This is a genomic window from Aeromonas sp. S19(2024) (assembly GCF_041402625.1).
In the GTDB taxonomy this organism is placed as follows: domain Bacteria; phylum Pseudomonadota; class Gammaproteobacteria; order Enterobacterales; family Aeromonadaceae; genus Aeromonas; species Aeromonas caviae.
This window is the reverse complement of sequence record NZ_JBGLQU010000001.1, coordinates 536,414-560,051: the sequence shown is the minus strand read 5'-3', so window position 1 is coordinate 560,051 and position 23,638 is coordinate 536,414. Positions and strand designations below refer to the sequence as shown.

At 61.3% G+C, this 23,638-nt stretch carries 24 protein-coding genes and 1 tRNA gene; 13 read left to right on the top strand and 12 right to left on the bottom strand.

Features of this window, described 5'->3' with window-relative positions; genetic code table 11:
* Window positions 1-67 precede the first annotated feature (67 nt).
* The 5 genes from pth to lolB form a co-directional block, all read right to left on the bottom strand.
* Window positions 68-664 carry an aminoacyl-tRNA hydrolase gene (gene pth / locus ACB037_RS02635; RefSeq protein WP_041215615.1) on the bottom strand — a complete coding sequence of 199 codons (597 nt, stop codon included), beginning with the start codon at window positions 662-664 and terminating at the stop codon, window positions 68-70.
* A 249-nt stretch (window positions 665-913) separates the two neighbouring features.
* Entirely contained in the window at window positions 914-1,861 is a 948-nt protein-coding gene (locus tag ACB037_RS02630) for a ribose-phosphate pyrophosphokinase (protein ID WP_010673845.1), read from the bottom strand.
* A gap of 239 nt (window positions 1,862-2,100) precedes the next feature.
* Window positions 2,101-2,175, bottom strand: a tRNA-Gln gene (locus ACB037_RS02625).
* A complete protein-coding gene (gene ispE, locus ACB037_RS02620; RefSeq protein ID WP_261999143.1) occupies window positions 2,155-3,033 on the bottom strand; it encodes a 4-(cytidine 5'-diphospho)-2-C-methyl-D-erythritol kinase in 879 nt (292 codons plus the stop codon). The genes ACB037_RS02625 and ispE overlap by 21 nt, the downstream gene beginning before the upstream one ends.
* Entirely contained in the window at window positions 3,033-3,611 is a 579-nt protein-coding gene (lolB, locus tag ACB037_RS02615) for a lipoprotein insertase outer membrane protein LolB (protein ID WP_039039599.1), read from the bottom strand. Before lolB ends, ispE begins: the two co-directional genes overlap by 1 nt.
* A 125-nt stretch (window positions 3,612-3,736) precedes the next feature.
* Between lolB and hemA the strand changes: the two genes are divergently transcribed.
* The 7 genes from hemA to ACB037_RS02580 all read left to right on the top strand — a co-directional run bounded on the left by hemA (window position 3,737) and on the right by ACB037_RS02580 (window position 10,645).
* On the top strand, window positions 3,737-4,996 hold the full coding sequence (gene hemA, locus ACB037_RS02610) for a glutamyl-tRNA reductase (RefSeq protein WP_041212583.1): 1,260 nt from the start codon (window positions 3,737-3,739) through the stop codon (window positions 4,994-4,996).
* Between the two features lie 50 nt (window positions 4,997-5,046).
* Window positions 5,047-6,135: a peptide chain release factor 1 gene (gene prfA / locus ACB037_RS02605; RefSeq protein WP_039039601.1), complete on the top strand. Its 1,089-nt coding sequence runs from the start codon at window positions 5,047-5,049 to the stop codon at window positions 6,133-6,135.
* Window positions 6,135-6,968: a peptide chain release factor N(5)-glutamine methyltransferase gene (prmC, locus tag ACB037_RS02600; protein WP_202015418.1), complete on the top strand. Its 834-nt coding sequence runs from the start codon at window positions 6,135-6,137 to the stop codon at window positions 6,966-6,968. The genes prfA and prmC overlap by 1 nt, the downstream gene beginning before the upstream one ends.
* A 42-nt stretch (window positions 6,969-7,010) precedes the next feature.
* The gene (locus ACB037_RS02595; protein WP_161470216.1) at window positions 7,011-7,394 is read left to right on the top strand and encodes a SirB2 family protein; all 384 of its coding nucleotides are present in this window, start codon (window positions 7,011-7,013) and stop codon (window positions 7,392-7,394) included.
* An 11-nt stretch (window positions 7,395-7,405) separates the two neighbouring features.
* Window positions 7,406-8,206, top strand: a complete 801-nt coding sequence (locus ACB037_RS02590; RefSeq protein WP_041212584.1) for a SirB1 family protein — start codon at window positions 7,406-7,408, stop codon at window positions 8,204-8,206.
* Window positions 8,207-8,217: 11 nt separating this feature from the next.
* On the top strand, window positions 8,218-9,072 hold the full coding sequence (kdsA, locus tag ACB037_RS02585; protein ID WP_039039605.1) for a 3-deoxy-8-phosphooctulonate synthase: 855 nt from the start codon (window positions 8,218-8,220) through the stop codon (window positions 9,070-9,072).
* A 289-nt stretch (window positions 9,073-9,361) separates the two neighbouring features.
* Window positions 9,362-10,645 carry a dicarboxylate/amino acid:cation symporter gene (locus tag ACB037_RS02580; RefSeq protein WP_103243557.1) on the top strand — a complete coding sequence of 428 codons (1,284 nt, stop codon included), beginning with the start codon at window positions 9,362-9,364 and terminating at the stop codon, window positions 10,643-10,645.
* Window positions 10,646-10,725: 80 nt separating this feature from the next.
* Here ACB037_RS02580 and grcA read toward each other — a convergent pair whose 3' ends face one another.
* Window positions 10,726-11,106: an autonomous glycyl radical cofactor GrcA gene (gene grcA / locus ACB037_RS02575; RefSeq protein WP_010673855.1), complete on the bottom strand. Its 381-nt coding sequence runs from the start codon at window positions 11,104-11,106 to the stop codon at window positions 10,726-10,728.
* 611 nt (window positions 11,107-11,717) lie between these two features.
* On the opposite strand from grcA, the gene ung reads away from it, so the two are divergent.
* The gene (gene ung, locus ACB037_RS02570) at window positions 11,718-12,398 is read left to right on the top strand and encodes a uracil-DNA glycosylase (protein ID WP_010673856.1); all 681 of its coding nucleotides are present in this window, start codon (window positions 11,718-11,720) and stop codon (window positions 12,396-12,398) included.
* A gap of 160 nt (window positions 12,399-12,558) precedes the next feature.
* Entirely contained in the window at window positions 12,559-13,104 is a 546-nt protein-coding gene (locus ACB037_RS02565; RefSeq protein WP_041212588.1) for a hemerythrin domain-containing protein, read from the top strand.
* A gap of 96 nt (window positions 13,105-13,200) precedes the next feature.
* Here the strand turns inward: ACB037_RS02565 and ACB037_RS02560 are convergent, their stop codons facing one another.
* Window positions 13,201-13,380 (bottom strand): DUF3545 family protein, encoded by a 180-nt coding sequence (locus tag ACB037_RS02560; protein WP_010673858.1) that lies wholly within the window; start codon window positions 13,378-13,380, stop codon window positions 13,201-13,203.
* Between the two features lie 180 nt (window positions 13,381-13,560).
* Entirely contained in the window at window positions 13,561-14,511 is a 951-nt protein-coding gene (gene tal, locus ACB037_RS02555; protein WP_180911465.1) for a transaldolase, read from the bottom strand.
* A 724-nt stretch (window positions 14,512-15,235) separates the two neighbouring features.
* Between tal and ACB037_RS02550 the strand changes: the two genes are divergently transcribed.
* The 4 genes from ACB037_RS02550 to yidZ all read left to right on the top strand — a co-directional run bounded on the left by ACB037_RS02550 (window position 15,236) and on the right by yidZ (window position 20,507).
* Window positions 15,236-16,666, top strand: a complete 1,431-nt coding sequence (locus tag ACB037_RS02550) for a sodium:alanine symporter family protein (RefSeq protein WP_043155782.1) — start codon at window positions 15,236-15,238, stop codon at window positions 16,664-16,666.
* Between the two features lie 179 nt (window positions 16,667-16,845).
* Window positions 16,846-17,997 carry a CMY-1/MOX family class C beta-lactamase gene (gene blaMOX, locus ACB037_RS02545; protein WP_371174851.1) on the top strand — a complete coding sequence of 384 codons (1,152 nt, stop codon included), beginning with the start codon at window positions 16,846-16,848 and terminating at the stop codon, window positions 17,995-17,997.
* A 292-nt stretch (window positions 17,998-18,289) separates the two neighbouring features.
* Entirely contained in the window at window positions 18,290-19,456 is a 1,167-nt protein-coding gene (locus ACB037_RS02540) for an MdtL family multidrug efflux MFS transporter (protein WP_371174850.1), read from the top strand.
* 10 nt (window positions 19,457-19,466) lie between these two features.
* Complete coding sequence (gene yidZ, locus ACB037_RS02535) at window positions 19,467-20,507, top strand: HTH-type transcriptional regulator YidZ (RefSeq protein ID WP_069651514.1); 1,041 nt, start codon at window positions 19,467-19,469, stop codon at window positions 20,505-20,507.
* On the opposite strand, the gene ruvX is transcribed toward yidZ, so the two are convergent.
* The 4 genes from ruvX to rsmE form a co-directional block, all read right to left on the bottom strand.
* Complete coding sequence (gene ruvX, locus ACB037_RS02530) at window positions 20,504-20,926, bottom strand: Holliday junction resolvase RuvX (protein ID WP_010673863.1); 423 nt, start codon at window positions 20,924-20,926, stop codon at window positions 20,504-20,506. The two genes, yidZ and ruvX, sit on opposite strands and share 4 nt — an antisense overlap.
* A gap of 77 nt (window positions 20,927-21,003) precedes the next feature.
* Window positions 21,004-21,558, bottom strand: coding sequence for a YqgE/AlgH family protein (locus ACB037_RS02525; protein ID WP_010673864.1), 555 nt, complete (start codon window positions 21,556-21,558; stop codon window positions 21,004-21,006).
* 154 nt (window positions 21,559-21,712) lie between these two features.
* Window positions 21,713-22,663, bottom strand: a complete 951-nt coding sequence (gene gshB, locus ACB037_RS02520) for a glutathione synthase (protein ID WP_371174849.1) — start codon at window positions 22,661-22,663, stop codon at window positions 21,713-21,715.
* A 123-nt stretch (window positions 22,664-22,786) separates the two neighbouring features.
* The gene (rsmE, locus tag ACB037_RS02515; protein WP_041212593.1) at window positions 22,787-23,518 is read right to left on the bottom strand and encodes a 16S rRNA (uracil(1498)-N(3))-methyltransferase; all 732 of its coding nucleotides are present in this window, start codon (window positions 23,516-23,518) and stop codon (window positions 22,787-22,789) included.
* Window positions 23,519-23,638: the final 120 nt, after the last annotated feature.

Genomic DNA, 23,638 nt, shown 5'->3' with positions numbered 1-23,638 from the left:
ACCCCGAGGCGAGGGATCTCGCCAGGGGCCGGTCATCTTGAACTGCCTGGCGATGCAGGCTGAAGGCCTAGACTTTCTCGGCCTTGAAACTGTGCAGGCGATTCATGGCCTTGGTCATGTCCTGCTTGAACAGGATGTCGGTGGCGCGCAGGGATTCGTCCAGCGCGGCCTCGATCAGACTCTGCTCACTGCTGGGCGCCTTGGTCAGCACGAAGCCGGCGACCAGCTCCTTGGCGCCCGGATGGCCGATGCCAAGGCGCAGCCGGAAGAAGTTATTGTTGTTGCCCATCCTGGCGATGATGTCCTTGAGGCCGTTATGGCCGCCGTGACCACCCCCTTGCTTGAACTTGGCGATGCCGGGAGGCAGGTCCAGCTCGTCGTGGGCCACCAGGATCTCTTCCGGGGCGATCTGGTAGAAGCGCGCGAGCGCCGCCACGGCCTTGCCGGAGAGATTCATGTAGGTGTTCGGGATGAGCAGCCGCACATCCTGCCCGTCCACCAGGAAGCGGGCGGTGTGGCCGAAGAACTTGGGCTCTTCGCGCAGGCTGACATTGTGCCAGCGTGCCAGTTGCTCCACATACCAGGCGCCTGCATTGTGGCGGGTCTTGGCATATTCGGGGCCGGGATTACCCAGCCCGACAATCAGTTTGATTTGACTTGTCACGCTTGATGTCTTCACTCGCTACTTGCCATGGGCGGATGACCCGGGGCAATGGGACGCAATATTCTAGCCGCCGAGTGGCGATCACTCAACCAAAGTGCGGCAAGGTCGGGGAAAAGCAGGACAGAAGGGCTCGGGTGGGGTGGCTCGTCCGAGGTTTTCGTCTCTTGCCGAGTGGAGGCTGGCGGCTGGCACCAGGCACCCAAAAAAACAAAAACCGCCATTCGGCGGTTTTTGTCACGACAGGGTCTATCAATGCTCGAACATGGCAGAGATGGACTCTTCGTTGCTGATGCGGCGAATCGCTTCGGCCAGCACGGAGGAGAGGGTCAGCTGCTTGACCTTGCCGACTGCCTTCATCTCCGGGGTGAGCGGGATGGAGTCGGTGATGATCAGCTCGTCGATGACCGAATTCTTGATGTTTTCAACGGCGGTGCCGGAGAAGACAGGGTGGGTCGCATAGGCGAACACGCGCTTGGCACCACGCTCTTTCAGCGCTTCGGCCGCTTTGCACAGGGTGCCGCCGGTGTCGATCATGTCGTCGACGATGACGCAGTCACGACCAGCCACGTCGCCGATCAGGTGCATGACCTGGGAGACGTTCGGACGGGGACGACGCTTGTCGATGATGGCGATGTCGGTGTCGTCCAGCAGCTTGGCGATGGCACGGGCACGGACCACGCCGCCGATGTCCGGTGACACGACCACGGGGGATTCGAGGTTCTTGGCCTTCATGTCTTCCAGCAGCACCGGGCTGCCGAACACGTTGTCGACGGGGACGTCGAAGAAGCCCTGGATCTGCTCGGCATGCAGGTCAACGGTCAGCACACGGTCCACACCCACGCTGGAGAGGAAGTCGGCGACGACCTTGGCGGTGATGGGCACACGGGCGGAGCGGACGCGGCGGTCCTGACGGGCATAACCAAAGTAGGGGATAACGGCAGTGATACGGCCAGCTGAAGCACGACGCAGTGCATCCACCATGACGATCAATTCCATCAAATTGTCGTTGGTCGGGGCACAGGTGGATTGAATGATGAAGATATCGCCACCGCGTACATTCTCGTTGATCTGTACGCTGATCTCGCCGTCGCTAAAGCGACCTACGGCAGCATTGCCGAGTTTGATAAACAGGCGATCTGCGATCTTCTGGGCTAGTTCCGGCGTTGCGTTACCAGCAAACAGCTTCATGTCAGGCACGGTTTGAAACCTCGGGGTTGCATCCAGTATGTGGGGAGTCTGATTTTAGACCCGTATCGTTTGGGGGCAAACGATTTAGCAAGATGACGGACAAGGTCTCTGGGCGATGTCGAGGATGGCGTCTCATCACCCGCAGGGTGGGTGGACGGGAATCCACCTTGAGCGCCATCGCGTCAGATTGGCCCAAGACACATCGACGAGGTCAACACCTCCCGATGCGGCCTCAACAAGGAGAGAGTTGGCTGGGGTACTAGGATTCGAACCTAGGAATGGCGAGATCAAAACCCGCTGCCTTACCGCTTGGCGATACCCCAATCACTCACTTGTTGCAAAGTGACGAAGAGTGGTGATATGTTCTCGCCCTTGGCGACAAACCCATCCCAGCCTTTCGGCACTCTTGCCAACACCTTCCGAGCAGCCATTTCGTCTTCAAATCGAGCAAAGACGCAGGCGCCAGTGCCCGTCATTCTTGACGGCGCGTATTCTAGCAACCAGCCGAGCGCATTGGCAACCTCGGGGTGGCGCTTTTTCACCAGCAGCTCGCAATCGTTTTTCCACTCTCCTGCCAGCAGATTGTCCAGGGTCATCTTGGGGGTGTTGCGGGGCAGGTCGGGATCCTGGAACACGGCGGCGGTGGCCACATGGCAATCCGGCTTGAGTACCAGGTACCAGGCATCCGGCACCTCGATCTGTTGCAACCGCTCCCCCACGCCTTCGGCGAAGGCGGCCTTGCCCCGCACGAACACCGGCACGTCGGCGCCCAGCTGCACGCCGAGCTCGGCCAGCTCGTCTTCACTCAAGCCGGCTTGCCAGAGGTGGTTCAAGGCCACGAGGGTGGTGGCCGCGTCCGACGAGCCGCCCCCGATGCCACCGCCCATGGGCAGTACCTTCTCCAGCCGGATATGGGCTCCCTGCGGACTGGCCAACCGGCTCTGCAACAGTCGCGCAGCCCGGATGATGAGGTTCTGTTCATCGGGCACGCCGGGAATGGCCGGGCTCAAGGTGAGCTGGTCGCTGCCGGGGATCGGCTCGAATTCGAGCCAGTCGCCGTGGTTGAGAAAGATGAAGAGGGTCTGCAGTTCGTGGTAGCCATCGGGGCGGCGGCCGTTGACGTGCAGGAAGAGGTTGAGCTTGGCCGGGGCGGGCCAGCGGATCGGCGCCTGGTCGTGCATCATGGTGCCAGGGTCCACTCGTTGATCTGCAGCTTGAGACGGCTCTCCTGCCCGGTCATGGTGAGCAGGTGGGGCAGGCGATAGCCGTCCTGATCCCGATAGTCCCCGTAGACGATCTGCCACTGGCCGTCGCGCACGCTGGCGAGGCTGGCATCGGGGTTGAGCTCGAATTCGGCCTGCCCCGGCAATCCCTTGATCCACTCAGGCAGCCCGGCCACCGGAATGTGCCAGCCGGTGAGCTGATAGACCAGGAGCTCGGCATCCTGGCTCTGGTGCTGTTTTCCGTCGTTGTCGAGCAGAGTCACCTCGCCGCCGGTGCGGGAGAGTTCCAGAATATGGGTGCCGATGAGGCTGGTGAGGTTGAGGCGATAGTCGTCGCCGTTTTGCTGCCAGTTGAGGCGGGCGCTGCCCTTCTGGCGGGCGGTGATGATGGCCATCTTGCCCGACAACTGCCAGTGTGTGAGGCGTTCGAGGCGGGCGCGCTCCTGCTGCCAGTTGACCTGATCCCGCTGGGGTTGGGTGGTGGTACAGCCCGCCAGCACCAGCAGGCAGGCGAGGGAGAAGATACGCAACAACAAGGTGGAGCTCCGCAGATGAGGTTTGCGACAGTATAAGGGGCGGCCGTATTGCTTTTAAAGACTTACCCTTTCTCGTACAATTGTCGGCCTCTACACCCTGTGCATGAAACGATCATCACCCACCCATGAGTCTGCTTGCCCTCGGAATCAACCACAACACCGCCAGTGTCGCCTTGCGGGAGCGGGTCGCCTTTGGCCCGGACCGCATCGATCGCGCCCTGCGTGAGCTGGTGGAGCAGCCTGGCGTCAGCGAGGCGGTGATCGTCTCCACCTGCAACCGCACCGAGCTCTATTGCAGCCTGGAGCAGGGGCAGGGGGAGCAGGTGCTGAACTGGTTGCAGCGGTTCCACGCGCTGGAGGCGAGCGAGGTGCTCTCCGCCATCTACCGGCACCAGGACGAGGAAGCGGTGCGACACCTGATGCGGGTGGCCTGCGGCCTCGACTCCCTGGTGCTCGGGGAGCCGCAGATCCTGGGGCAGATCAAGCAATCCTACGCCCACGCCCAGCAGGCGGATGCGGTGAAAGGATCCCTGGAGCGCCTGTTCCAGAAATCCTTCTCGGTGGCCAAACGGGTGCGCACTGACACCGAGATCGGCGCCAGCGCGGTGTCGGTAGCCTTCGCCGCCGTGAGCCTGGCCCGCCGTATCTTCTCCGACCTCTCCCAGACCAAGGTGCTGCTGGTGGGCGCCGGCGAAACCATCGAACTGGTGGCCCGCCACCTGCGCGAGCAGAGCGTGACCCGGATGATGGTGGCGAACCGGACCCTGCAACGGGCCCAGTTGCTGGCAGAGGAGTTCGGTGCCCAGGTAATGACCCTGGAGGAGATCCCGGACTACCTGCACGAGGCGGACATCGTCATCAGCTCCACGGCAAGCCCCCTGCCCATCATCGGCAAGGGCATGGTGGAGCGGGCGCTCAAGGCGCGTCGCTTCAAGCCCATGTTCCTGGTGGATATCGCCGTGCCCCGCGACATCGAAGCCGAGGTAGACGAGCTTTCCGATGCCTATCTCTACACGGTGGACGATCTGCAGGGCATCATCGAGCAGAACCTGGAGACCCGCAAGCGGGCGGCCGCCGAGGCGGAACTCATCGTGCAGGAAGAGCGCGACGAGTTCATGGGTTGGTATCGCAGCCAGCACTCGGTGGATCTCATTCGCGATTATCGCCATCAGTCACAGCAGGTCGCCGACGAAGAGTTGCAGCGGGCCCTGCTGGCCCTGCAACAGGGTGAAAATGCCGAGCAGGCGCTCAAGGCCATGGCCCATCGCCTCACCAACAAGCTGATCCACGCACCGACCCAGGCCCTGCGCCAGGCCGCCGCCCAGGGGGACAGCCACAAGCTGGCCCAACTGCGCCAGGTGCTGGGATTGTCACAAGAATCATAGTGTTGGGACGGCCCTTTGCCGTCCCGTCCTCCATCGAGAATCCAAGAGTCATGAACCCCTCATTGATCAGAAAGCTGGAAGGCCTCATCGAGCGCCATGAAGAAGTACAGGCCCTGCTCGGGGAGCCCGGGGTCGCCTCGGATCAGGACAGATACCGCGCCCTGACCCGGGAATACGCCCAGCTGGAAGATATCGTTCACGCCTTCCAGCGTTTCCGCCAGGCCGAAGAGAACCTCGACACCACCCGGCTGATGCTGGAGGAAGAGGATGCCGAGCTGCGGGAGATGGCACAGGAGGAACTGCCGCTCGCCAAGGCGACCTTCGAGGAGCAGGAGCAGGCGCTTCAGGTGATGCTGTTGCCGCGCGACCCCAAGGATGACAACAACTGCTATCTGGAAATCCGCGCCGGTGCCGGTGGCGACGAGGCGGCCATTTTCGCGGGGGATCTGTTCCGCATGTACTCCCGCTACGCCGAGCGTCAGGGGTGGCGTGTCTCCATCGTCAGCTGCAATGACGGCGAACACGGTGGCTACAAGGAGGTGATCGCCAAGGTGGACGGCGAGCACGTCTACGGCCGCCTCAAGTTCGAGTCCGGCGGCCACCGGGTGCAGCGAGTCCCCGAGACCGAATCCCAGGGCCGGGTGCACACCTCCGCCTGTACCGTGGCCGTGCTGCCGGAAGTGCCGGAAGCCGAGCAGGTGGAGATCAACCCCTCCGAGCTGAAGATCGACACCTTCCGCGCTTCCGGTGCCGGCGGCCAGCACGTCAACAAGACCGACTCCGCCATCCGCATCACCCACCTGCCCACCGGGCTGGTGGTGGAGTGCCAGGACGAGCGCTCCCAGCACAAGAACCGCGCCAAGGCGATGTCGGTGCTCTCCGCTCGCCTGCAGGCGGCCGAGGACGAACGCCACCGCGCCGCCGAGCAGAGTACCCGCCGCAACCTGGTGGGCTCCGGGGATCGCTCCGAGCGCATCCGCACCTACAACTATCCCCAGGGGCGTCTCTCCGAGCACCGGATCAACCTCACCCTCTATCGTCTGGGCGACATCCTGGAAGGGGATCTGGACTGCGTGATCACCCCCCTGGTGCAGGAGTATCAGGCGGATCAGCTCGCCTCCCTGGCCGAGAGCAACTGATGCAGATCCAGCAGGCTCGTGCCCATATCATGGCGACCCTGGCCTCCGGGGAATCCCCCCGTGCCGACGCCGATGCCCTGCTCTGTCATCTGCTGGATTGCCGGCGCAGCTATCTGATGACCTGGCCGGAGCACGAGCTCGATGCCGCCCAGCAGGCGACCCTGGCGGGCTGGCTTGCCCGTCGCCTCAATGGAGAGCCCATTGCCCACCTCATCGGTGAGCGGGAGTTCTGGTCGCTGCCGCTGAAAGTGAGCCCGGCCACCCTGATCCCGCGCCCCGATACCGAGGTGCTGGTGGAACAGGCGCTGGCCCGCCTGCCGGGTGGCCCCTGCGCCCTGCTGGATCTGGGCACGGGCACCGGTGCCATCGCCCTTGCGCTCAAGTCTGAGCGACCGGATGCCGATGTATGGGCGGTGGACAGGATGCCGGCCGCGGCCGCGTTGGCCCGCACCAACAGCGCAGCCCTGAGGTTGCCCATCGAGGTGCGCGACGGTAGCTGGTTTGCGCCGCTCTCGGATGCACCGCGCTTTGCGATGATCGTCTCCAACCCGCCTTACATCGACGGGACGGATCCCCATCTTCACGAGGGGGACGTGCGCTTCGAGCCGCGCTCCGCCCTGGTGGCGGAGGAGCAGGGGCTGGCGGATATCCGCCTCATCGTCACCCAGGCGCCCGCCCATCTGGTGCCAGGTGGTTGGCTGTTGCTGGAACACGGCTGGGATCAGGGGGAGGCGGTGCGTCAACTCCTGCTGCAACAAGGCTACGTCCAGGTGGAAACCGTGCGCGATTACGGCGATAACGAGCGGGTGACCCTGGGGCGCCTGGCTCAGTGATATGACGGGCGGGCCCGGTCTGCCCCTGTTCAAGGAAATCTTATGTATGTTGTTCTCAAGCATCTGCACCTCACCCTGATTGCCGGTGCCGTGCTGATGTTTATCCTGCGCTTTTACTGGTTGCAGACCGGCTCCGCGCTGGCAGGGGGCGCCCGCACCCTCAAGATCAGCGGCTGGCTCAACGGCCTGGTGGTGCTCTCCGGTGCGCTGCTCTGCATGGTGCTGGGTCTCAACCCCCTCAACAACGCCATCCCCTGGCTGGCCGAGAAGCTGACCGCCATCCTGGTGGTGGCGTTTCTGGCCATGATGGCGCTGCGTCTGGCCCGCAGCAACGGCATCCGCTGGTTTGCCTTCCTGGGCGCACTGGGGTGGATCTTCTTTATCGCCAAGCTTGCGGTGCAAAAGCAGGCCAGCCTGTTCGGCTAGGAAGGATGACGATGATACGTGTGGATGAGTGGACCGACTTCGAGGCTCACGATCTGGCCGAGCTGGCGCTGTCGGTGAGCGACGAGATCCGGGGTCATGGCGGCACGGGAGAGGCCGAGCTTGCCCGCCTCGATGCCTGGCTGGACGAGACGATTGCCGAGGGAGACTGCGACGAGGTGCGCCGTCAGCTGTTGCAGGGTTTCTACCAGACCCTGGGCTTTCGTGGCGACTGGCAGGATTACTTCTCGTCCGCCAACTGCGATCTGGACCAGGTGCTGGCAAGGCGCAAGGGGATCCCGGTCAGTCTCGGCATCCTCCTCATCCAGCTGGGTCGCAAGATAGGGCTGGATGTGGAGGGGATCTGCTTCCCCGGCCATTTCCTTCTGAGTTTTGCTGGTCTGGACGGGGAGGTCTATGTAGACCCCTTCAACGGTGATGAACTGAGCCGGCACCGCATCGAACTGCTGCTGCGCGGTGCCCTCGGCAACCTGGCGAGTCTGAGCGATGATCATCTGCAGCCATCGGGGCAGTGGGAGATCATCGAGCGCTTGCTCAATGTCAGTAAGGGCGCCCTGCTGCGCGAGGAGCGCATGACGGAGGCGCTGCGCTGCAGCGAGCTGCTGCTGCGCATGAAGCCCGGCGATCCGCTGGAGACGCGGGATCGGGGCTTCATCTATGAGCAACTCGATTGCCCGCGCTTTGCCGCCGACGATTTCGAATACTTTATTGAACAATGCCCTGATGATCCCGTGGCCGATGTGCTGAAAACCCAGCTGGCCACCCTGGACCTCAGTCCCAAGCCCCTCCATTAAGGATCCCTGAGATGGAACAGAAGAATATCAAGGTCAACCAGATCGACGTCGCCAACGACAAACCTTTCGTGCTGTTCGGCGGCATGAACGTGCTGGAATCCCGCGACATGGCGATGGCGGTGTGCGAGAAGTACGTGGAAGTGACCAGCAAGCTCGGCATCCCGTTCGTGTTCAAGGCGAGCTGGGACAAGGCCAACCGCTCCTCCATCCACTCCTATCGCGGCCCGGGTCTGGAAGAGGGGATGAAGATCTTCCAGGAGCTGAAAGCGACCTTCGGCATGCCGGTGATCTCCGATCTGCATGAGCCCCATCAGGCCAAACCGGTCGCCGAGGTGGTCGACGTCATCCAGCTGCCCGCCTTCCTGGCGCGCCAGACCGATCTGGTGGAGGCCATGGCCCGCACCGGCAACGTCATCAACATCAAGAAGCCGCAATTCCTGAGCCCAAGCCAGATGAAGAACATCACCGACAAGTTCGAGGAGTGTGGCAACGATCGCCTGATCCTCTGCGAGCGCGGTGCCAACTTCGGCTATGACAACCTGGTGGTGGACATGCTGGGCCTGGGCGTCATGAAGAAGAGCACCGGCGGCTATCCGGTCATCTTTGACGTCACCCACTCCCTGCAGTGCCGTGATCCCCTGGGAGCGGCCTCCGGTGGTCGCCGCGAGCAGGTGACCGAGCTGGCCCGTGCCGGCATGGCGGTGGGCCTCGCCGGTCTCTTTATCGAATCCCACCCGGATCCGAAAATTGCCCGCTGCGACGGCCCGAGCGCTCTGCCGCTGGAGAAGCTGGAAGGCTTCCTCAAGCAGATGAAGGCCATCGACGATCTCGTCAAGGGCTTCGAGCCCCTCGATACCTCCGCCTGATCGCGATTTTTACTATCAAAAATGCCCCGCCATGCGGGGCATTTTTATTTCCGTCATTTTCATTTGGTGCTCTTCGGCGTCCATTGCGACCATGTTTCCGTGGTGTTAATGATGTTAAATATATTGTGTGATTGATGTCTCTTATTTGCTTCTTATGACATGCAAAAGTAGCGACCGTCAGGATGGCAAAAAGGTATGAAGCGGGTGAGATAACCCTATTTCTCGCCGCAGACTGCTGCATGCGTTATTTGCTGTCAGTGGAGTCACACTTATTAACAGGACGTTGAGCATGCACAAGAAAATTGTCAGTAGCCTCTATTTTCAGGTGATATTGGCAATCACCATCGGAATATGTCTGGGACATGTCTATCCGAGTCTGGGCGCAGATATGAAACCCCTTGGTGATGGCTTCGTTAAATTAATCAAGATGATCATCGCCCCCGTCATTTTCTGTACCGTGGTCACCGGCATTGCCGGCATGGAAAGCATGAAGGCGGTGGGCAAAACCGGTGCCATTGCGCTGATCTATTTTGAAGTGGTGAGCACCCTGGCCCTGATCATCGGTCTGTGCGTGGTCAACGTGCTGCAGCCGGGGGCCGGTATGAATGTGGATCCCTCCTCACTCGACGCCAGCGCCATCTCCGTCTATGCGGATCAGGCCCAGTCCCAGGGGATAATTCCCTTCCTGCTGGATGTGATACCGGCCAGCGTCATCGGTGCCTTTGCCGGCGGCAATATACTCCAGGTGTTGCTGTTTGCCGTCCTGTTCGGATTTTCCCTGCATCATATCGGGGAGAAGGGAAAACCCATCTTCAATATCATCGATGGTTTCTCCCAGGTTATTTTCGGCATCATCAACATGATCATGAAACTGGCGCCGATCGGGGCATTTGGCGCCATGGCATTCACCATAGGGAAATACGGTATTGGTTCTTTGGTTCAGCTGGGGCAATTAATTGCTAGCTTCTATCTGACCTGCCTGCTGTTTATTTTCCTGGTGCTCGGCAGTATCGCCAAAGCCAATGGCTTCAGCATTGTGCGCTTTATTGCCTATATCCGGGAAGAGCTGTTGATCGTGCTCGGAACATCCTCGTCGGAATCCGTATTGCCGCGCATGCTGGTGAAAATGGAGGCGCTGGGCTGCAAGAAATCGGTGGTGGGTCTGGTGATCCCGACCGGTTACTCATTCAACCTGGACGGCACCTCCATCTATCTGACCATGGCTGCCGTCTTCATCGCCCAGGCGACCAACACCCCGCTGGACCTGTTCCATCAGCTCACCCTGCTGGTGGTGCTGCTTATCTCCTCCAAGGGGGCGGCCGGAGTCACGGGGAGTGGCTTCATCGTGCTGGCAGCCACCATCTCGGCGGTAGGGCATCTGCCGCTGGCCGGGCTGGCGCTGATCCTCGGGATTGATCGCTTCATGTCGGAGGCGCGCGCCCTGACCAACCTCATCGGCAACGGGGTGGCGACCCTGGTGGTGGCCCGTTACTGCGATCAGCTCGACGAGGCCACCATGCAGGACGCCCTGGCGAAACCTGTGGCGGTCATGCCGGTGGACCTGCGAAGCTGACCCAGGTTCCGGCGGCGATCATCACCCATGAAAAAACGGCCCGAGGGGGCCGTTTTTTTAATCTCTTTACGCAGGGCGCCTTACAGGCTCTGGGTGAAGGTGCGGGTTACCACGTCACGCTGCTGCTCCGGGGTCAGGGCGTTGAAACGCACAGCGTAACCGGAGACGCGGATGGTGAGCTGCGGGTATTTTTCCGGGTTGGCGATGGCGTCTTCCAGGGTTTCGCGGCGCAGTACGTTGACGTTCAAGTGCTGACCCCCTTCGACCACAGGCTCTTGCTGAACCGGCAGTTCACGGTATTCGAATTGACCCAGGTCGGAGAGGCTGACTTCCTGATCGGCGGCAAAGCTGTCGCCCTTGGCGCAGATGCAGCGAGCCTGTTGTTTCTCTTCGTCCAGCAGCCAGAAAGAGTTCAGCAGAGCGGCGTTGGCGGACTGGGTGATTTGGATGCCCTTGATCATGGTATGACTCCTCATAGGAAAGCGGATTCAACGGTAAGCACATTACCCTGATGTTTTTAAACCACCTCTTGGAAGGAATGATTTAACGGGGCCTTGCCTTACACCTTTACTTCGTTGGGGCCATATATACCACGACAGTAATATTACGAAAATTGATCTAAATCAATAAAATCCCATTTTGCGTGCATTGAAAGGGATTAAATCATTGAGTTGAATCAAAAACAGATCATTTTTCTGTTTTTGTAAGATATATAAATTATGCATTTTTTATTATTCATATCTAGTAATTTAACTACACCTTTAGGGTTTATTTCTGGCGTCAGCGAAAACCGGCCTGCCCATGAGGCTTGTCCGAAGGACGTCCTGTTATTCCTGTGTCGACGCAGCCCCGGTCATTGCCCGTGAACGCCGCCACTTCCCAGGCTGGCCAGGCTGAGCCTGACCTCCATGCGGTTGCGTCTTGGGGGCGAGGACCCTATCCTGAGCCCCTTGCTCTATTGACCGAGGAGATAGCGGTGCCAAGCTGGACAGAAGGCGGGGAATGGGGAGAGGGAGAGGTTGGCATGCCAGCCAGGATGGAAGGAGTGGATTCGCAACGAGAGGAGACGGGTGTGCTGACCTGGAAAGATGTGATTGGTTCGGAGAAAGAGCAGGCGTATTTCATGGACACCCTGGCCACCGTCAGGGCCGAGCGGGAGGCGGGCAAGGTGATCTATCCCCCGGCGACCGAGGTCTTCAATGCCTTCAAACTGACCGAGCTGGATGACGTCAAGGTGGTGATCCTGGGGCAGGATCCCTATCACGGCCCGGACCAGGCGCACGGCCTCTGTTTCTCCGTCTTGCCCGGAGTGCGCACGCCGCCGTCCCTCGTCAACATCTACAAGGAGATGCAGCGGGATCTGCCGGGTTTTGTCACACCCAATCACGGATTCCTGGAATCCTGGGCCAGACAGGGAGTGCTGCTGCTCAATACGGTGCTGACGGTACAGGCGGGCATGGCGCACTCTCACGCCCACCTGGGGTGGGAGACCTTTACCGATCGGGTCATCGAGCGGATCAATGCCCATTGCCAGGGAGTTGTCTTCCTGCTGTGGGGCGCTCATGCCCAGAAGAAAGGGCGCTTCATCGACCGGTCGCGCCACCATGTGCTGAGCGCCCCCCATCCCAGCCCGCTCTCTGCCCATCGCGGTTTCATCGGTTGCGGCCACTTCTCCGAGGCCAATCGCCTGCTGGTCCAGCAAGGACGCAGTCCCATCGACTGGCTCTCGGTCTGCGCCGATCCGGCGGCCTGACGCCGTGCATGCACAGGGGAAATGGTGTCCCCTGTGCCTCCTGTGGTGAGAGGCTGGTGCAGCCGCTGTCTGCATCCGACTTGATTGAGTGCAAAGTTCAGGCAATAAATGACCGTATACTCGAGACAGACGTTTTCTCATTTCAGTGCAAGGAGTGCCCATGTTATCCAGTCTGCATAAGGACCACCTCAACATCACCCGGTTGCTGACGCTGCTCAAGCAAAAGCTGGCGGCCATTCGCAATGAGCAGCCGGTAAGCTACTTCCTGCTGCGGGATGTGGTGGATTATCTGCGCGAGGTATCCGACAAGTACCACCACCCGAAGGAAGACATGATTTATGACTACTACCTGAAATACAGGGTGGTGGAGGGAGAGGTGGCCAACCGGCTGCACGAGGAGCACGCCCGTCTGCTGGATGCAGGGACCGAGCTCAAGGAGATGGTGGAGATGATCCTGATGGATGCGGTCATCCCGCTGGATCAGTTCGTGGCCCGTCTGGAGCAGTTCATCGAGCAGCAGGAGGCGCACATGAACTATGAGGAAGGGGTCATCTTCCCCCATCTGCGCGACTCCCTGACCGAGGATGACTGGCGTCATCTCGAACAGCTCTGGCAGAACCGGGCCATCAATGATCCCCTGTTCGGAGCGGAGGTAAGCCAGCACTTCCAGGCGCTGGCCAAACAGCTCTCGCTGCCTGCAGCCTGACAGGAGGTTCACCCATAAAAACAGCGCCCCGGTCAATCCGGGGCGCTGTTTTTATGGCTCCACTCGTTGGAGTGAAATATGGGCGATGTGGGCGTATCAGAGCTCCAGGTCGTCCGATCCTTCATAGGCGATGTCGATGGCCTGCAGCTCCTTTTGCAGGCGGTGCTTGTCTTTAAGCGCCTCAATCTCACGCCATTTGCGTTTTTTTCCCGTTGTCCCGCGGCTACGTGAACCCAGCTCAACGACCTCGTCAAAATCGAAGTTGAACATGTCCATGGCTCCCTCCTTGGTTTTATGGTTTTCACCATCCGTATAACACGACGCCTTTGAAAATAAAACGTTTTTATGACGAAGTTGTGACAACCGGAAACAGGCACAAAAAAACCGGGCTGCCCTTTCGGGAGCCCGGTTTTTGCGGCGCCACTTCGCTCTGTGAGAGCCGAGTGGCGAGCGGCCTTACAGGTGGCTTGCCAGCATGGTTTCCAGCTTGCCCTGGTCGATGGCGAACAGGCGGATGCCTTCCCCCAGTTTCTCGACGGCCATGGCGTCCTGGTTCAGCTCCCAGCGGAACTCGGCTTCGGTCATCGGGGCCGGTTTGGCTGTGTGCTCGCCGGTGTAGTCCAGCTTGCGCACCACGGTGCCTTCGGCCTTGCTCAGCTCTTCCAGCAAAGCGGGGCCAATGGTCAGGCGGTCGCAGCCGGCCAGTTCCAGGATTTCGCCGGTGTTGCGGAAGCTCGCGCCCATGACCACGGTCGGGTAGTCGTGCTGCTTGTAGTAGTTGTAGATGGCGGTGACGGAGACCACGCCCGGATCTTCACTGGCGGTGTAGTCACGGCCGTTCTTGGCCTTGTACCAGTCGAGGATGCGGCCCACGAAGGGGGAGATGAGGAAGGCGCCGGCTTCGGCACAGGCACGGGCCTGGGCGAAGGAGAACAGCAGGGTCAGGTTGCACTGGATACCCTCTTTCTCCAGCACCTCGGCGGCACGGATCCCTTCCCAGGTGGAGGCCAGCTTGATCAGGATGCGATCATTGCTGATGCCGGCTTCGTTGTAGAGGCGGATCAGCTTGCGGGCCTTGGCGATGCTGGCGTCGGTGTCGAAGGAGAGGCGGGCGTCCACTTCGGTGGAGATGCGGCCCGGAACGATTTTCAGCACTTCGAGGCCGATGTTGACCGCCAGCTTGTCGCCTGCGTCGATGATTTGCTGTGCCTTGTCCTGGCTCTGGGATTTGGCCCAGGCAATGGCGTCCTGGATCAGGGCTGCGTACTCGGGGATCTCGGAGGCCTTGAGTACCAGAGAGGGGTTGGTGGTGGCATCGATGGGCTGGTAGCGCTTGATGGCTTCGATGTCGCCGGTGTCGGCAACCACTGTGGTCAGGGCTTTCAGCTGGGTCAATTTATCGGCCATGGCAAATATCATCTCTTTATGAGGGAGCAATCCCAGGGTGGTGGGCATGAGACGGCAGTTCTGAAATTAAATTACAAGATCCCGGCGGCTCAGGCTCAGAAAGGGGCGATGGGCAGGCCCCATCGTCATTGCCTGCCTAATTAATACGGATGTGGCGCATCCTGCAATAGGGGGGCTTGTATGCGAATCAGCCAGGTGGTGAAAGCGGTACCGGCTGTCGAGTGAAAGTGTTTGATAAAAAACGAGTTTTATTCATGGTGTGGCGGCTGGCTCCGACATGGAAAAGCGCAATTATTTTGGTGGATTCATGATTTTGTGCGGGAGGTCACATAAATAGTTCTGTCAGCTACTTGAAATTTAATTACGTGTAAAACGTTTTGCGTTACAACCCCTTGCCGATGAGGCATGAGAGGCAAACGCTTGTCTCCCTGATGTCGTTTCACTCAGCGGTTTTTACCCCCATGGGATGAGTTGTAAAATGGTTCTCTATTGGCTCTAATTTGTGAGGGGCTGGGTTGCACATCAATTTTTGTTGATTTATTGCGTGCTAAATGAAGCTTTTTTGCATCAAATTGCTCGTTTTTTGTCTCCCCAGTGAGCCCTGTCACTATTCTGAATTCCCTCGCTATGCTAGATTCCGCCCCTTCGGCGCAATGCTGGTTCGGAAATTGACAGAGAGCGGTCAGCGCAGACTGGCCATGGATGTGATAACAACGAGAGAATTATGGACACCTTGATTGCAATGATTAACGACCTGATGTGGGGAGCCGTGCTCATTTACCTGCTGATCGGGGTCGGTATCTTCTTTACCTTCCGCCTGGGCTTTATCCAGATCCGCCACTTCGGCCACATGTTCTCGGTCCTGCGCAACAGTCGCAAATCCGACAGCGCTGGCATCTCCTCCTTCCAGGCTCTGTGTACCAGCCTGGCGGCTCGCGTCGGGACGGGCAATCTGGCCGGTGTGGCCGTCGCCATCTATCTGGGTGGCCCTGGCGCCGTCTTCTGGATGTGGCTGATCGCCTTCATCGGCATGGCCACCGCCTTCGTGGAAAGCACCCTGGCCCAGCTCTACAAGGTCAAGGATGAGGATGGCAACTATCGGGGTGGCCCCGCCTACTACATGGAGCGCGGCCTCGGCATGCGCTGGATGGGGGTGGTCTTCTCCCTCTGCCTGCTGCTGGCCTTCGGTCTGGTGTTCAACGCGGTGCAGGCCAACTCCATCAGCTTGGCCATGAACGTCGCCTTCGGCATCCCTGACTGGGTGAGCGGTCTGGCCCTGGTGGTGCTCTCCGGTCTCATCATCTTCGGCGGCATTCGCGGCATCGCCCGCTTTGCCGAGCTGGTGGTGCCCTTCATGGCAATCGCCTATATCCTGATGGCGCTGTTCGTGGTGTTCATGAACATCAGCGAGCTGCCGGGTATCTTCGCCCTCATCATCAAGTCTGCGTTCGGCATCGAGCAGGCAGGTTCCGGCGCCATGGGCTATGCCATCTCCCAGGCGATGATCAACGGCATCAAGCGCGGCCTCTTCTCCAACGAGGCGGGCATGGGCTCTGCTCCCAACGCTGCCGCCACCGCCACCCCCTATCCGCCGCACCCGGCCTCCCAGGGTTATGTGCAGATGCTGGGTGTCTTCCTCGATACCATCGTCATCTGTACCTGTACTGCCGCCATCATCCTGATGTCCGGCCAGTTCGAGCCGGGTTCCGGCGTGACCGGTGTCGAGCTGACCCAGCGCGCTCTCTCCTCCCAGGTGGGCGGCGGTGGCAACATCTTCATCGCAGCGGCCATCTTCTTCTTCGCCTTCACCTCCATCGTGGCGAACTACTCCTATGCGGAGACCAACCTGGTGTTCCTCGAGCACAACCACAAGGGCGGCCTGATGCTGTTCCGGATGTTCGTGCTGGGCATGGTGATGTTCGGATCCGTGGGCGAACTGCCGACCGTGTGGGCTCTGGCGGATGTCTCCATGGGGCTGATGGCCATCGTCAACCTGGTGGCCATCCTGCTGCTCTCCGGCGTCGCCATCAAGCTGGCCAAGGACTACAACGACCAGCTCAAGGTGGGCCGCGTGCCGACCTTCGATGCCAACAAATACCCCGAGCTGCGCAGCCAGCTGGAAGAGGGGATCTGGGACAACCCGGGCAAGAAATAAGCCTGCGTTGCAAGGTGATTGAAGGGGAGCCATGGCTCCCCTTTTTCATGGGTAAAAAGAGGGGGCGGCTTCACACTGACTTCACAGAGCCTCATCGGCAGCACACCTCGCGGGACTATGCTGGGTTCATCACTCGCCGCCATGGCGATACCTTGCTAACGACAGTCAGGAGACATGCAATGCAACAACGACAATCCATCCTGTGGGGCGCTCTGGCCACCCTGATGTGGGCCGGCCTGGCTCATGCCGGTGACAAGGCGGCGACCGATCCCCTGCGCCCCGTGGTGGATGCCAGCATCCGGCCGCTGCTCAAGGAGCACAGGATCCCGGGCATGGCGGTGGCCGTGCTCAAGGATGGCAAGGCCCACTATTTCAACTACGGTGTGGCCGATCGGGAGCGCGCAGTCGGTGTCAGCGAGCAGACCCTGTTCGAGATAGGCTCCGTGAGCAAGACCCTGACCGCGACGCTGGGGGCCTACGCCGTGGTGCAGGGGGGCTTCGAGCTCGATGACAAGGCGAGTCTGTTCGCCCCCTGGCTCAAGGGATCCGCCTTTGACAACATCACCATGGGGGAGCTGGCTACCTACAGCGCGGGCGGCTTGCCGCTGCAATTCCCCGAGGAGGTGGATTCGCTCGAGAAGATGCAGGCCTACTACCGCCAGTGGACCCCAGCCTACTCGCCGGGTTCCCATCGCCAGTACGCCAACCCCAGCATCGGGCTCTTTGGCTATCTGGCGGCGAGCAGCATGAAGCAGCCGTTCGATCGCCTGATGGAGCAGACGATCCTGCCGGGGCTTGGCCTGTACCATACCTACCTCACTGTGCCCGAGCAGGCCATGGGGCACTACGCCTACGGCTACTCGAAGGAGGACAAGCCCATCCGCGTCACTCCCGGCATGCTGGCGGACGAGGCCTACGGCATCAAGACCAGCTCGGCGGATCTGCTGCGCTTTGTGAAGGCCAACATCAGCGGGGTGGATAATGCGGCCATGCAGCAGGCCATCGATCTGACTCACCAGGGCCAGTATGCGGTGGGGGAGATGACCCAGGGACTGGGCTGGGAGCGTTACCCCTATCCCGTCAGCGAGCAGACGCTGCTGGCGGGCAACTCCCCGGCGATGATTTACAATGCCAACCCGGCGGCGCCCGCGCCCGCTGCAACAGGGCACCCTGTGCTCTTCAACAAGACCGGCTCGACCAACGGCTTCGGGGCCTATGTGGCCTTCGTGCCGGCCAAAGGGATCGGCGTCGTCATGCTGGCCAATCGCAACTACCCCAACGAGGCGCGCATCAAGGTGGCCCACGCCATCCTGACGCAACTGGCCAGGTAATGGAGCGCCTTCGCTGAGCCTTGAGGGCACGCCGCATCGCGGCGTGCCCGTTACCTCGGACCCGACCCCTCAAGGGCGACCTGGCAGGGGGCGGGTCGATGAGCATGCTAGTCCGGACCTCTCCTGCGGGAGATGTCCGGATTGGCATCCACCGAGTGCCATCTCGTCACTAGGCCCCGGCAGGCCGCCCGCTCTATAGTGCCCGGCATCTTCCTCTGCTTTTGCAGGATTGAGTTGTCAATCTCGCTGACAGCGCACCTGTGATGGTGAAACCTGCTGCTATGGAGCCTTCATGGGTATGTTTCTGCTGTGTACTTTTCTGATGATCATCCTCTATCCCCTCGGGATCGATCTCTATCTGGTGGCCGTCCCCCGCATTGCGCAAACCCTGCAGGGGAGCGAGGCGCAGATCCACACCGCTTTTTCCATCTATCTGCTGGGCATGGCGGCTACCGTGCTGCCGGGGGGCATGCTGGCGGATCGCCATGGCAGGCGCCCCGTGGTGCTGGGGGGCGCCCTCATCTTCGTGGTCGCCTCCCTGGTGGCGGCGGAGGCGACCGGCATCGCCCAGTTTTATCTGGGGCGTTTCTGGCAAGGGGTGGGCGCTGGAGCGCTCTACATCATGACCTTCACCGTGCTGCGGGATGTGCTGAGCCAGGCGCGCCTCGCGATGGCCCTCTCCCTCATCAACGGCGTGATCTGCGTCATTCCGGTGCTGGCTCCCGTACTCGGTTATCTCATCCTGTCGCACTTCGAGTGGCGCGGCATCTTCGTGGGCATGGCGCTGGTGGCCGCCATCAGTGCCCTGGTCAACCTGCGACTGCTCAAGGAGACCCGCCCCACCCGCCAGCCTGCAGTGGCATCGCCGCTGGCCCTGCTGGGCACGGCCCCCTTCATGCTGCGCGCCTTGCTGACCAGCGCCAGCGTGACCGCCATCCTGGTCTATGTGAGCGTCTCGCCCCTCGTCCTGATGACCACGTTCGGCCTGCCTCCCGAGCAGTACACCCGGCTGATGATGGCGATGGCCGGGGTGAGCATGTCCGCTTCCTTCCTGACCCCCTTGCTGCTGCGCTGGCTCGGCAAGGCAAGGGTGCTGGCGCTCTCCCACCTCGCCTACCTGCTGGCCTTGCTCGCCCTGTTGTGCAGCAGCGGGCCCGAAGGCGGCCTGTCCTGGCTCCTGGCGGGGTTTGCCCTGGTCTGCATCGGGTTTTCCTGCGGGTTCGGAGTGGCGATGGGGGAGGCGCTGGATATGTGCGGGGATCAGGTGGCATCGGCCAGTGCCCTGCTCTGCATCATGCAGATAGGGTTGTCCGGGCTCTTCATCTGGGGGATGGGCCATCTGGGGATGCCTGCGCTCTGGATGCTGATCCTGGCACTCCTGCTGGCGCTGCTCGGTTACCTGGTGGTGAAGGTGCTGCTACCATGGCGTGCGATCCGGCGAGTCCGGGCTCGGGGATAGGAGAGAAGCGATGCGCAATCTGGGTGAACTCGATTTGAACCTGCTGGTGGTCTTCAGGCACCTGATGCAGGAGCGCAGCGTGGCGGGGGCGGCCAAGAAGCTGTGTGTCACCCCGTCGGCGGTGAGCAAGGCGCTCGGCAAGCTGCGGGACTGGTTCGGGGACCCCCTCTTCGTGCGCGTGCGTCAGGGCTTGCAGCCGACCAATCTCTCCCTGACCCTGGCGGAGGAGCTCAAGACCTGGTTCCAGCTCACCGAGAGCATCAGCACCCTCAACAGCGAGGCGATCCCCGAGGGGGCCCGCTTCAGTCTGGTGATGGAGTCCCCCTTCGGCATCAGCTTCCTGAGCGAGCTGCCCACGACCATCTACCAGAAGTACCCCCACTCCGTGGTCAGGATGCTGGGCTGGGATCACCACTCTCTCAACGACATCGTCAACGGGGAGGCGGATCTCGGCTTCTGTGCCCGGGAGACCCACGGCCGCTCCCATGCCAGGGTCAACCGGCTGCCCTATTACATCGATCACGAGGTGCTGTTCTGCGATCGTCCCGTGGTGTTCCTGCGCAAGGATCACCCCTTGCTCGGGCAGACGTGGTCGCTGACCCGCTTTCTGGCCTGCCCCCAGGTGAGCGTGGTGTGGGAGGCCAGCGACAGCTGGGCACTGGACGATCTGCTGGAGGACGAAGGCCACAGGCGGCAGGTGCCCATCATGGTGGCGAGCTTCGAGCAGGCGCTGCATATCGCCGCCCAAAAGAGCCACGAGCTGATCGCCGTGGTGCCTTCATATTGCGCGGACTATGCCGCCAGACACCACCCCGACCTCATCCCCATGCCGTTGCCGCTGGAAGAGTCTCTCTATGCCCAGCTGGAGATCGCCTTCATCCTGCTGTGGCACAAGCGCCACAATCAGGATGCCAAGGTGATGTGGTTGCGGGGGGAGATCCGGCGGCTCTATGGCCTGGCCGCAGCGGGGATGACGCGTTTTGCCTGGGGCGGGCCCATGGGGAGCGGGGCGGTGAAAGAGAAGCAAGGGGGAGGAGGCTCCCCGGTTTAGTCGTACTGCTCTTCCATCCAGGCTTCGACGATGAGCTGGGCGGAGACGCCGTCCACGCTCCCCTTGTCCAGCGCCTTGTAGCCGCCACGTTCAAACAGGCGGGCGCGGGCATCCGTGGTGGTGAGCCGCTCGTCCTTGAACTCCACCGGCTTGCCGAAGCGACCGTGCAGGCGATTGCCGAACTTGCGGGCCCGCACCGTGATCTCCTGGTCCGTGCCATCCATGTTGAGCGGCAGACCGACGATCAGCAGATCCGGTTGCCACTCCTTGATTAACTTCTCTATCTCGTCCCAGTTGGGGATGCCGTCGTTGGCCTTGAGGGAGCGAAGGGGGCGGGCGCTGCCCGTGAGCTCCTGGCCGATGGCGACACCGATGCTCTTGGTGCCGTAGTCAAAGCCCATGATGCTGCGTGATGACATGGGGTCTCCTCGAAATGGATGGATAAATGAAGGGGGAAGACCCCTCCCTGCCTCCCCCGGAGGGGAGGTCCGGGGTGTCAGCTATGGCCCACCTGGCTGGAGAGGTGCAGGGGGTTGACCCCAATGCTCGCGGCGGCTTGCTGCCAGCGCAGGTGGATGGGGGTATCGAAGACCAGCTTGGGATTGGGGGGGATCACCAGCCAGGCGCCATCCACCAGCTCCTGCTCGAGCTGACCTGCACTCCAGCCGGCGTAACCGAGCGCCACCAGCCAGTGGTCCGGCGCCTCGTCGGTGCCCAGGGTCTCCAGGATGTCCTTGGAGGTGGTGACCATCATCTCGTCGCTCACCTGCAGGGTGGAGTTGAAGCCCGGGCGGAAGCTGTGCAGCACGAAGCCGCGATCCCCGTGCACCGGGCCCCCCTGCAACACCGGCTGTTTCATCTCGGCGGTGGCGGGGGGATTGAGGTTGAGCTTGGTCAGCATGGCGTCCAGGGACATGTCAACCGGAATGTTGACCACCAGTCCCATGGCGCCTTCGCTGCTGTGTTCGCACAGATAGACCAGGGAGCGCTGGAAATAGGCGTCCGTGAGGCTCGGCATGGCGAGCAGAAAGTGATTTTGCAGTGTTTGCATGGAGCGTATGTATCTCTTAGCGTGCAAAGGTATTTGGGGTGATTATGGCAGTTGATGGCGGCGGGCAAAACCGCTTTTTGCCAGCAGTCAAAGGGGCCTTCACGGCCCCTTGTGTGTGTTTCCTCGCTGCGGCAACGGGTCGCTGGGGAAGGGGTCAGCGGCCCAGTCGGCGCTCGATGGCGTCCATCAGCATGCCGGTAATGGAGACGTCGAAGGCCGCCTCAATCTCGCGGATGCAGGTCGGGCTGGTGACGTTAATCTCGGTCAGGCGATCGCCGATGATGTCGAGGCCGACGAAGATGAGCCCCTTCTCTTTCAGGGTCGGGCCCACCGCGCGGGCGATGGCCCAGTCCGCTTCGCTCAGGGGGCGGGCCTCACCACGGCCACCGGCCGCCAGGTTGCCACGGGTCTCACCCTGGGCCGGGATCCGGGCCAGGCAGTAAGGTACCGGTTCGCCGTCCACCACCAGCACCCGCTTGTCGCCATCCTTGATGGCGGGCAGATAGGTCTGCGCCATGCAGTACTGGCTGCCGTGAGAGGTTAATGTCTCGATGATGACACCGACGTTGGCGTCATCCTCCTTCATGCGGAAGATGGAGGCGCCGCCCATGCCGTCCAGCGGCTTGAGGATGACGTCCTTGTGCTTGGCGTGGAAGGCACGCAGCTTGTTTGCTCTGCGAGTGACGAGTGTGGTCGGGGTGTGCTCGGCAAACCAGGCGGTGTAGAGCTTCTCGTTGGCGTCGCGCAGGCTCTGGGGCTTGTTGACGATGAGGCAGCCCTCATCCTCGGCCCGCTCCAGCATGTAGGTGGCGTAGATGAACTCGGTGTCGAAGGGGGGATCCTTGCGCATCAGGATCACATCCAGGCTGGAGAGCGGCTGATCCACCACCTCGCCCAGCGTGTACCAGTCGGCATAGTCATATTTGACGGTGAGCGGACGCATGGTACCGAAGGCGCGACCGGCCTCCATGTAGAGATCCTTCATCTCCAGATAGAACAGCTCGTAGCCGCGCTTTTGCGCCTCTTCGAGCATGGCGAAGCTGGAGTCCTTCTTGATGTTGATGGCCGAGATGGGGTCCATCACGATGCCGAGTTTAATGGTCATCCGAGTTTCCTTCCTAATGGCTCGATGGGATGTGATGACCCCCTCCCTGCCTCCCCCTTCACAAGGGGGAGGGGCCTGTTGCTCCCTCCCCTGCGAAGGGGAGGGCCGGGGTGGGGTCGGCTGTCAGGCCAGATCGCCAAAGCGGCACTGAAGCGCAGTAATCGCCGTCAGGGCGGCGGTTTCGGTGCGCAGCACCCGCGGCCCCAGCAGCATCTCCTTGAAATCTTCCTGCACGGTACGGGCGATCTCGTCGCCGGACAAGCCCCCTTCCGGGCCGATCAGCAGGCGCACGCCGTGCTCGGGGATGGGCAGGGTGTTGATGCTGTAAGGGGCGCGCGGATGCAGGTTGAGCTTGAGCTCCTGGGTCTCTTCCGCCAGCCAGGCGTCGAGCTCCATCGGCATGCGCACCTCGGGCACGGTATTGCGGCCGCACTGCTCGCAGGCGCTGATCACCACTTTTTGCCACTGTTCGCGCTTTTTCTCCAGCCGATCAGCGGGCAGCTTGACGCCGCAGCGCTCGGAGAAGAGGGGCGTGATGCAGGTGACGCCGAGCTCCACCGATTTCTGGATGGTGAAGTCCATCTTGTCGCCGCGGCTGATCACCTGACCCAGGTGGATGGCAAGGGGGGACTCCACAGAGCGGGTCTCGCAACTGTCGATGGTCACCTCAACGGACTTCTTGCCCACACTGGTGATGGTGGCGGGGTACTGGTGGCCGTCGCCGTTGAACAGCTCGAGCTGCTGGCCCGGCTGCATGCGCAGCACGCGGCCGATGTGATTGGCGCCGTCTTCCGACAGGGCGAGGGTCTGGCCAACCTGCAGGCTGGCCGGTTCATAGATACGTGGAATGCGCATGGCTGATAGTCAGTCTCTTGCTTGGAAACCCTTCAATACCCTACTGCACGGCGGCGAGCAAGGCTCGCGAGACAGAGAGTGAAGGGATTCAGGAGGAGGGGGACGCTCCCCCTCCCTGGT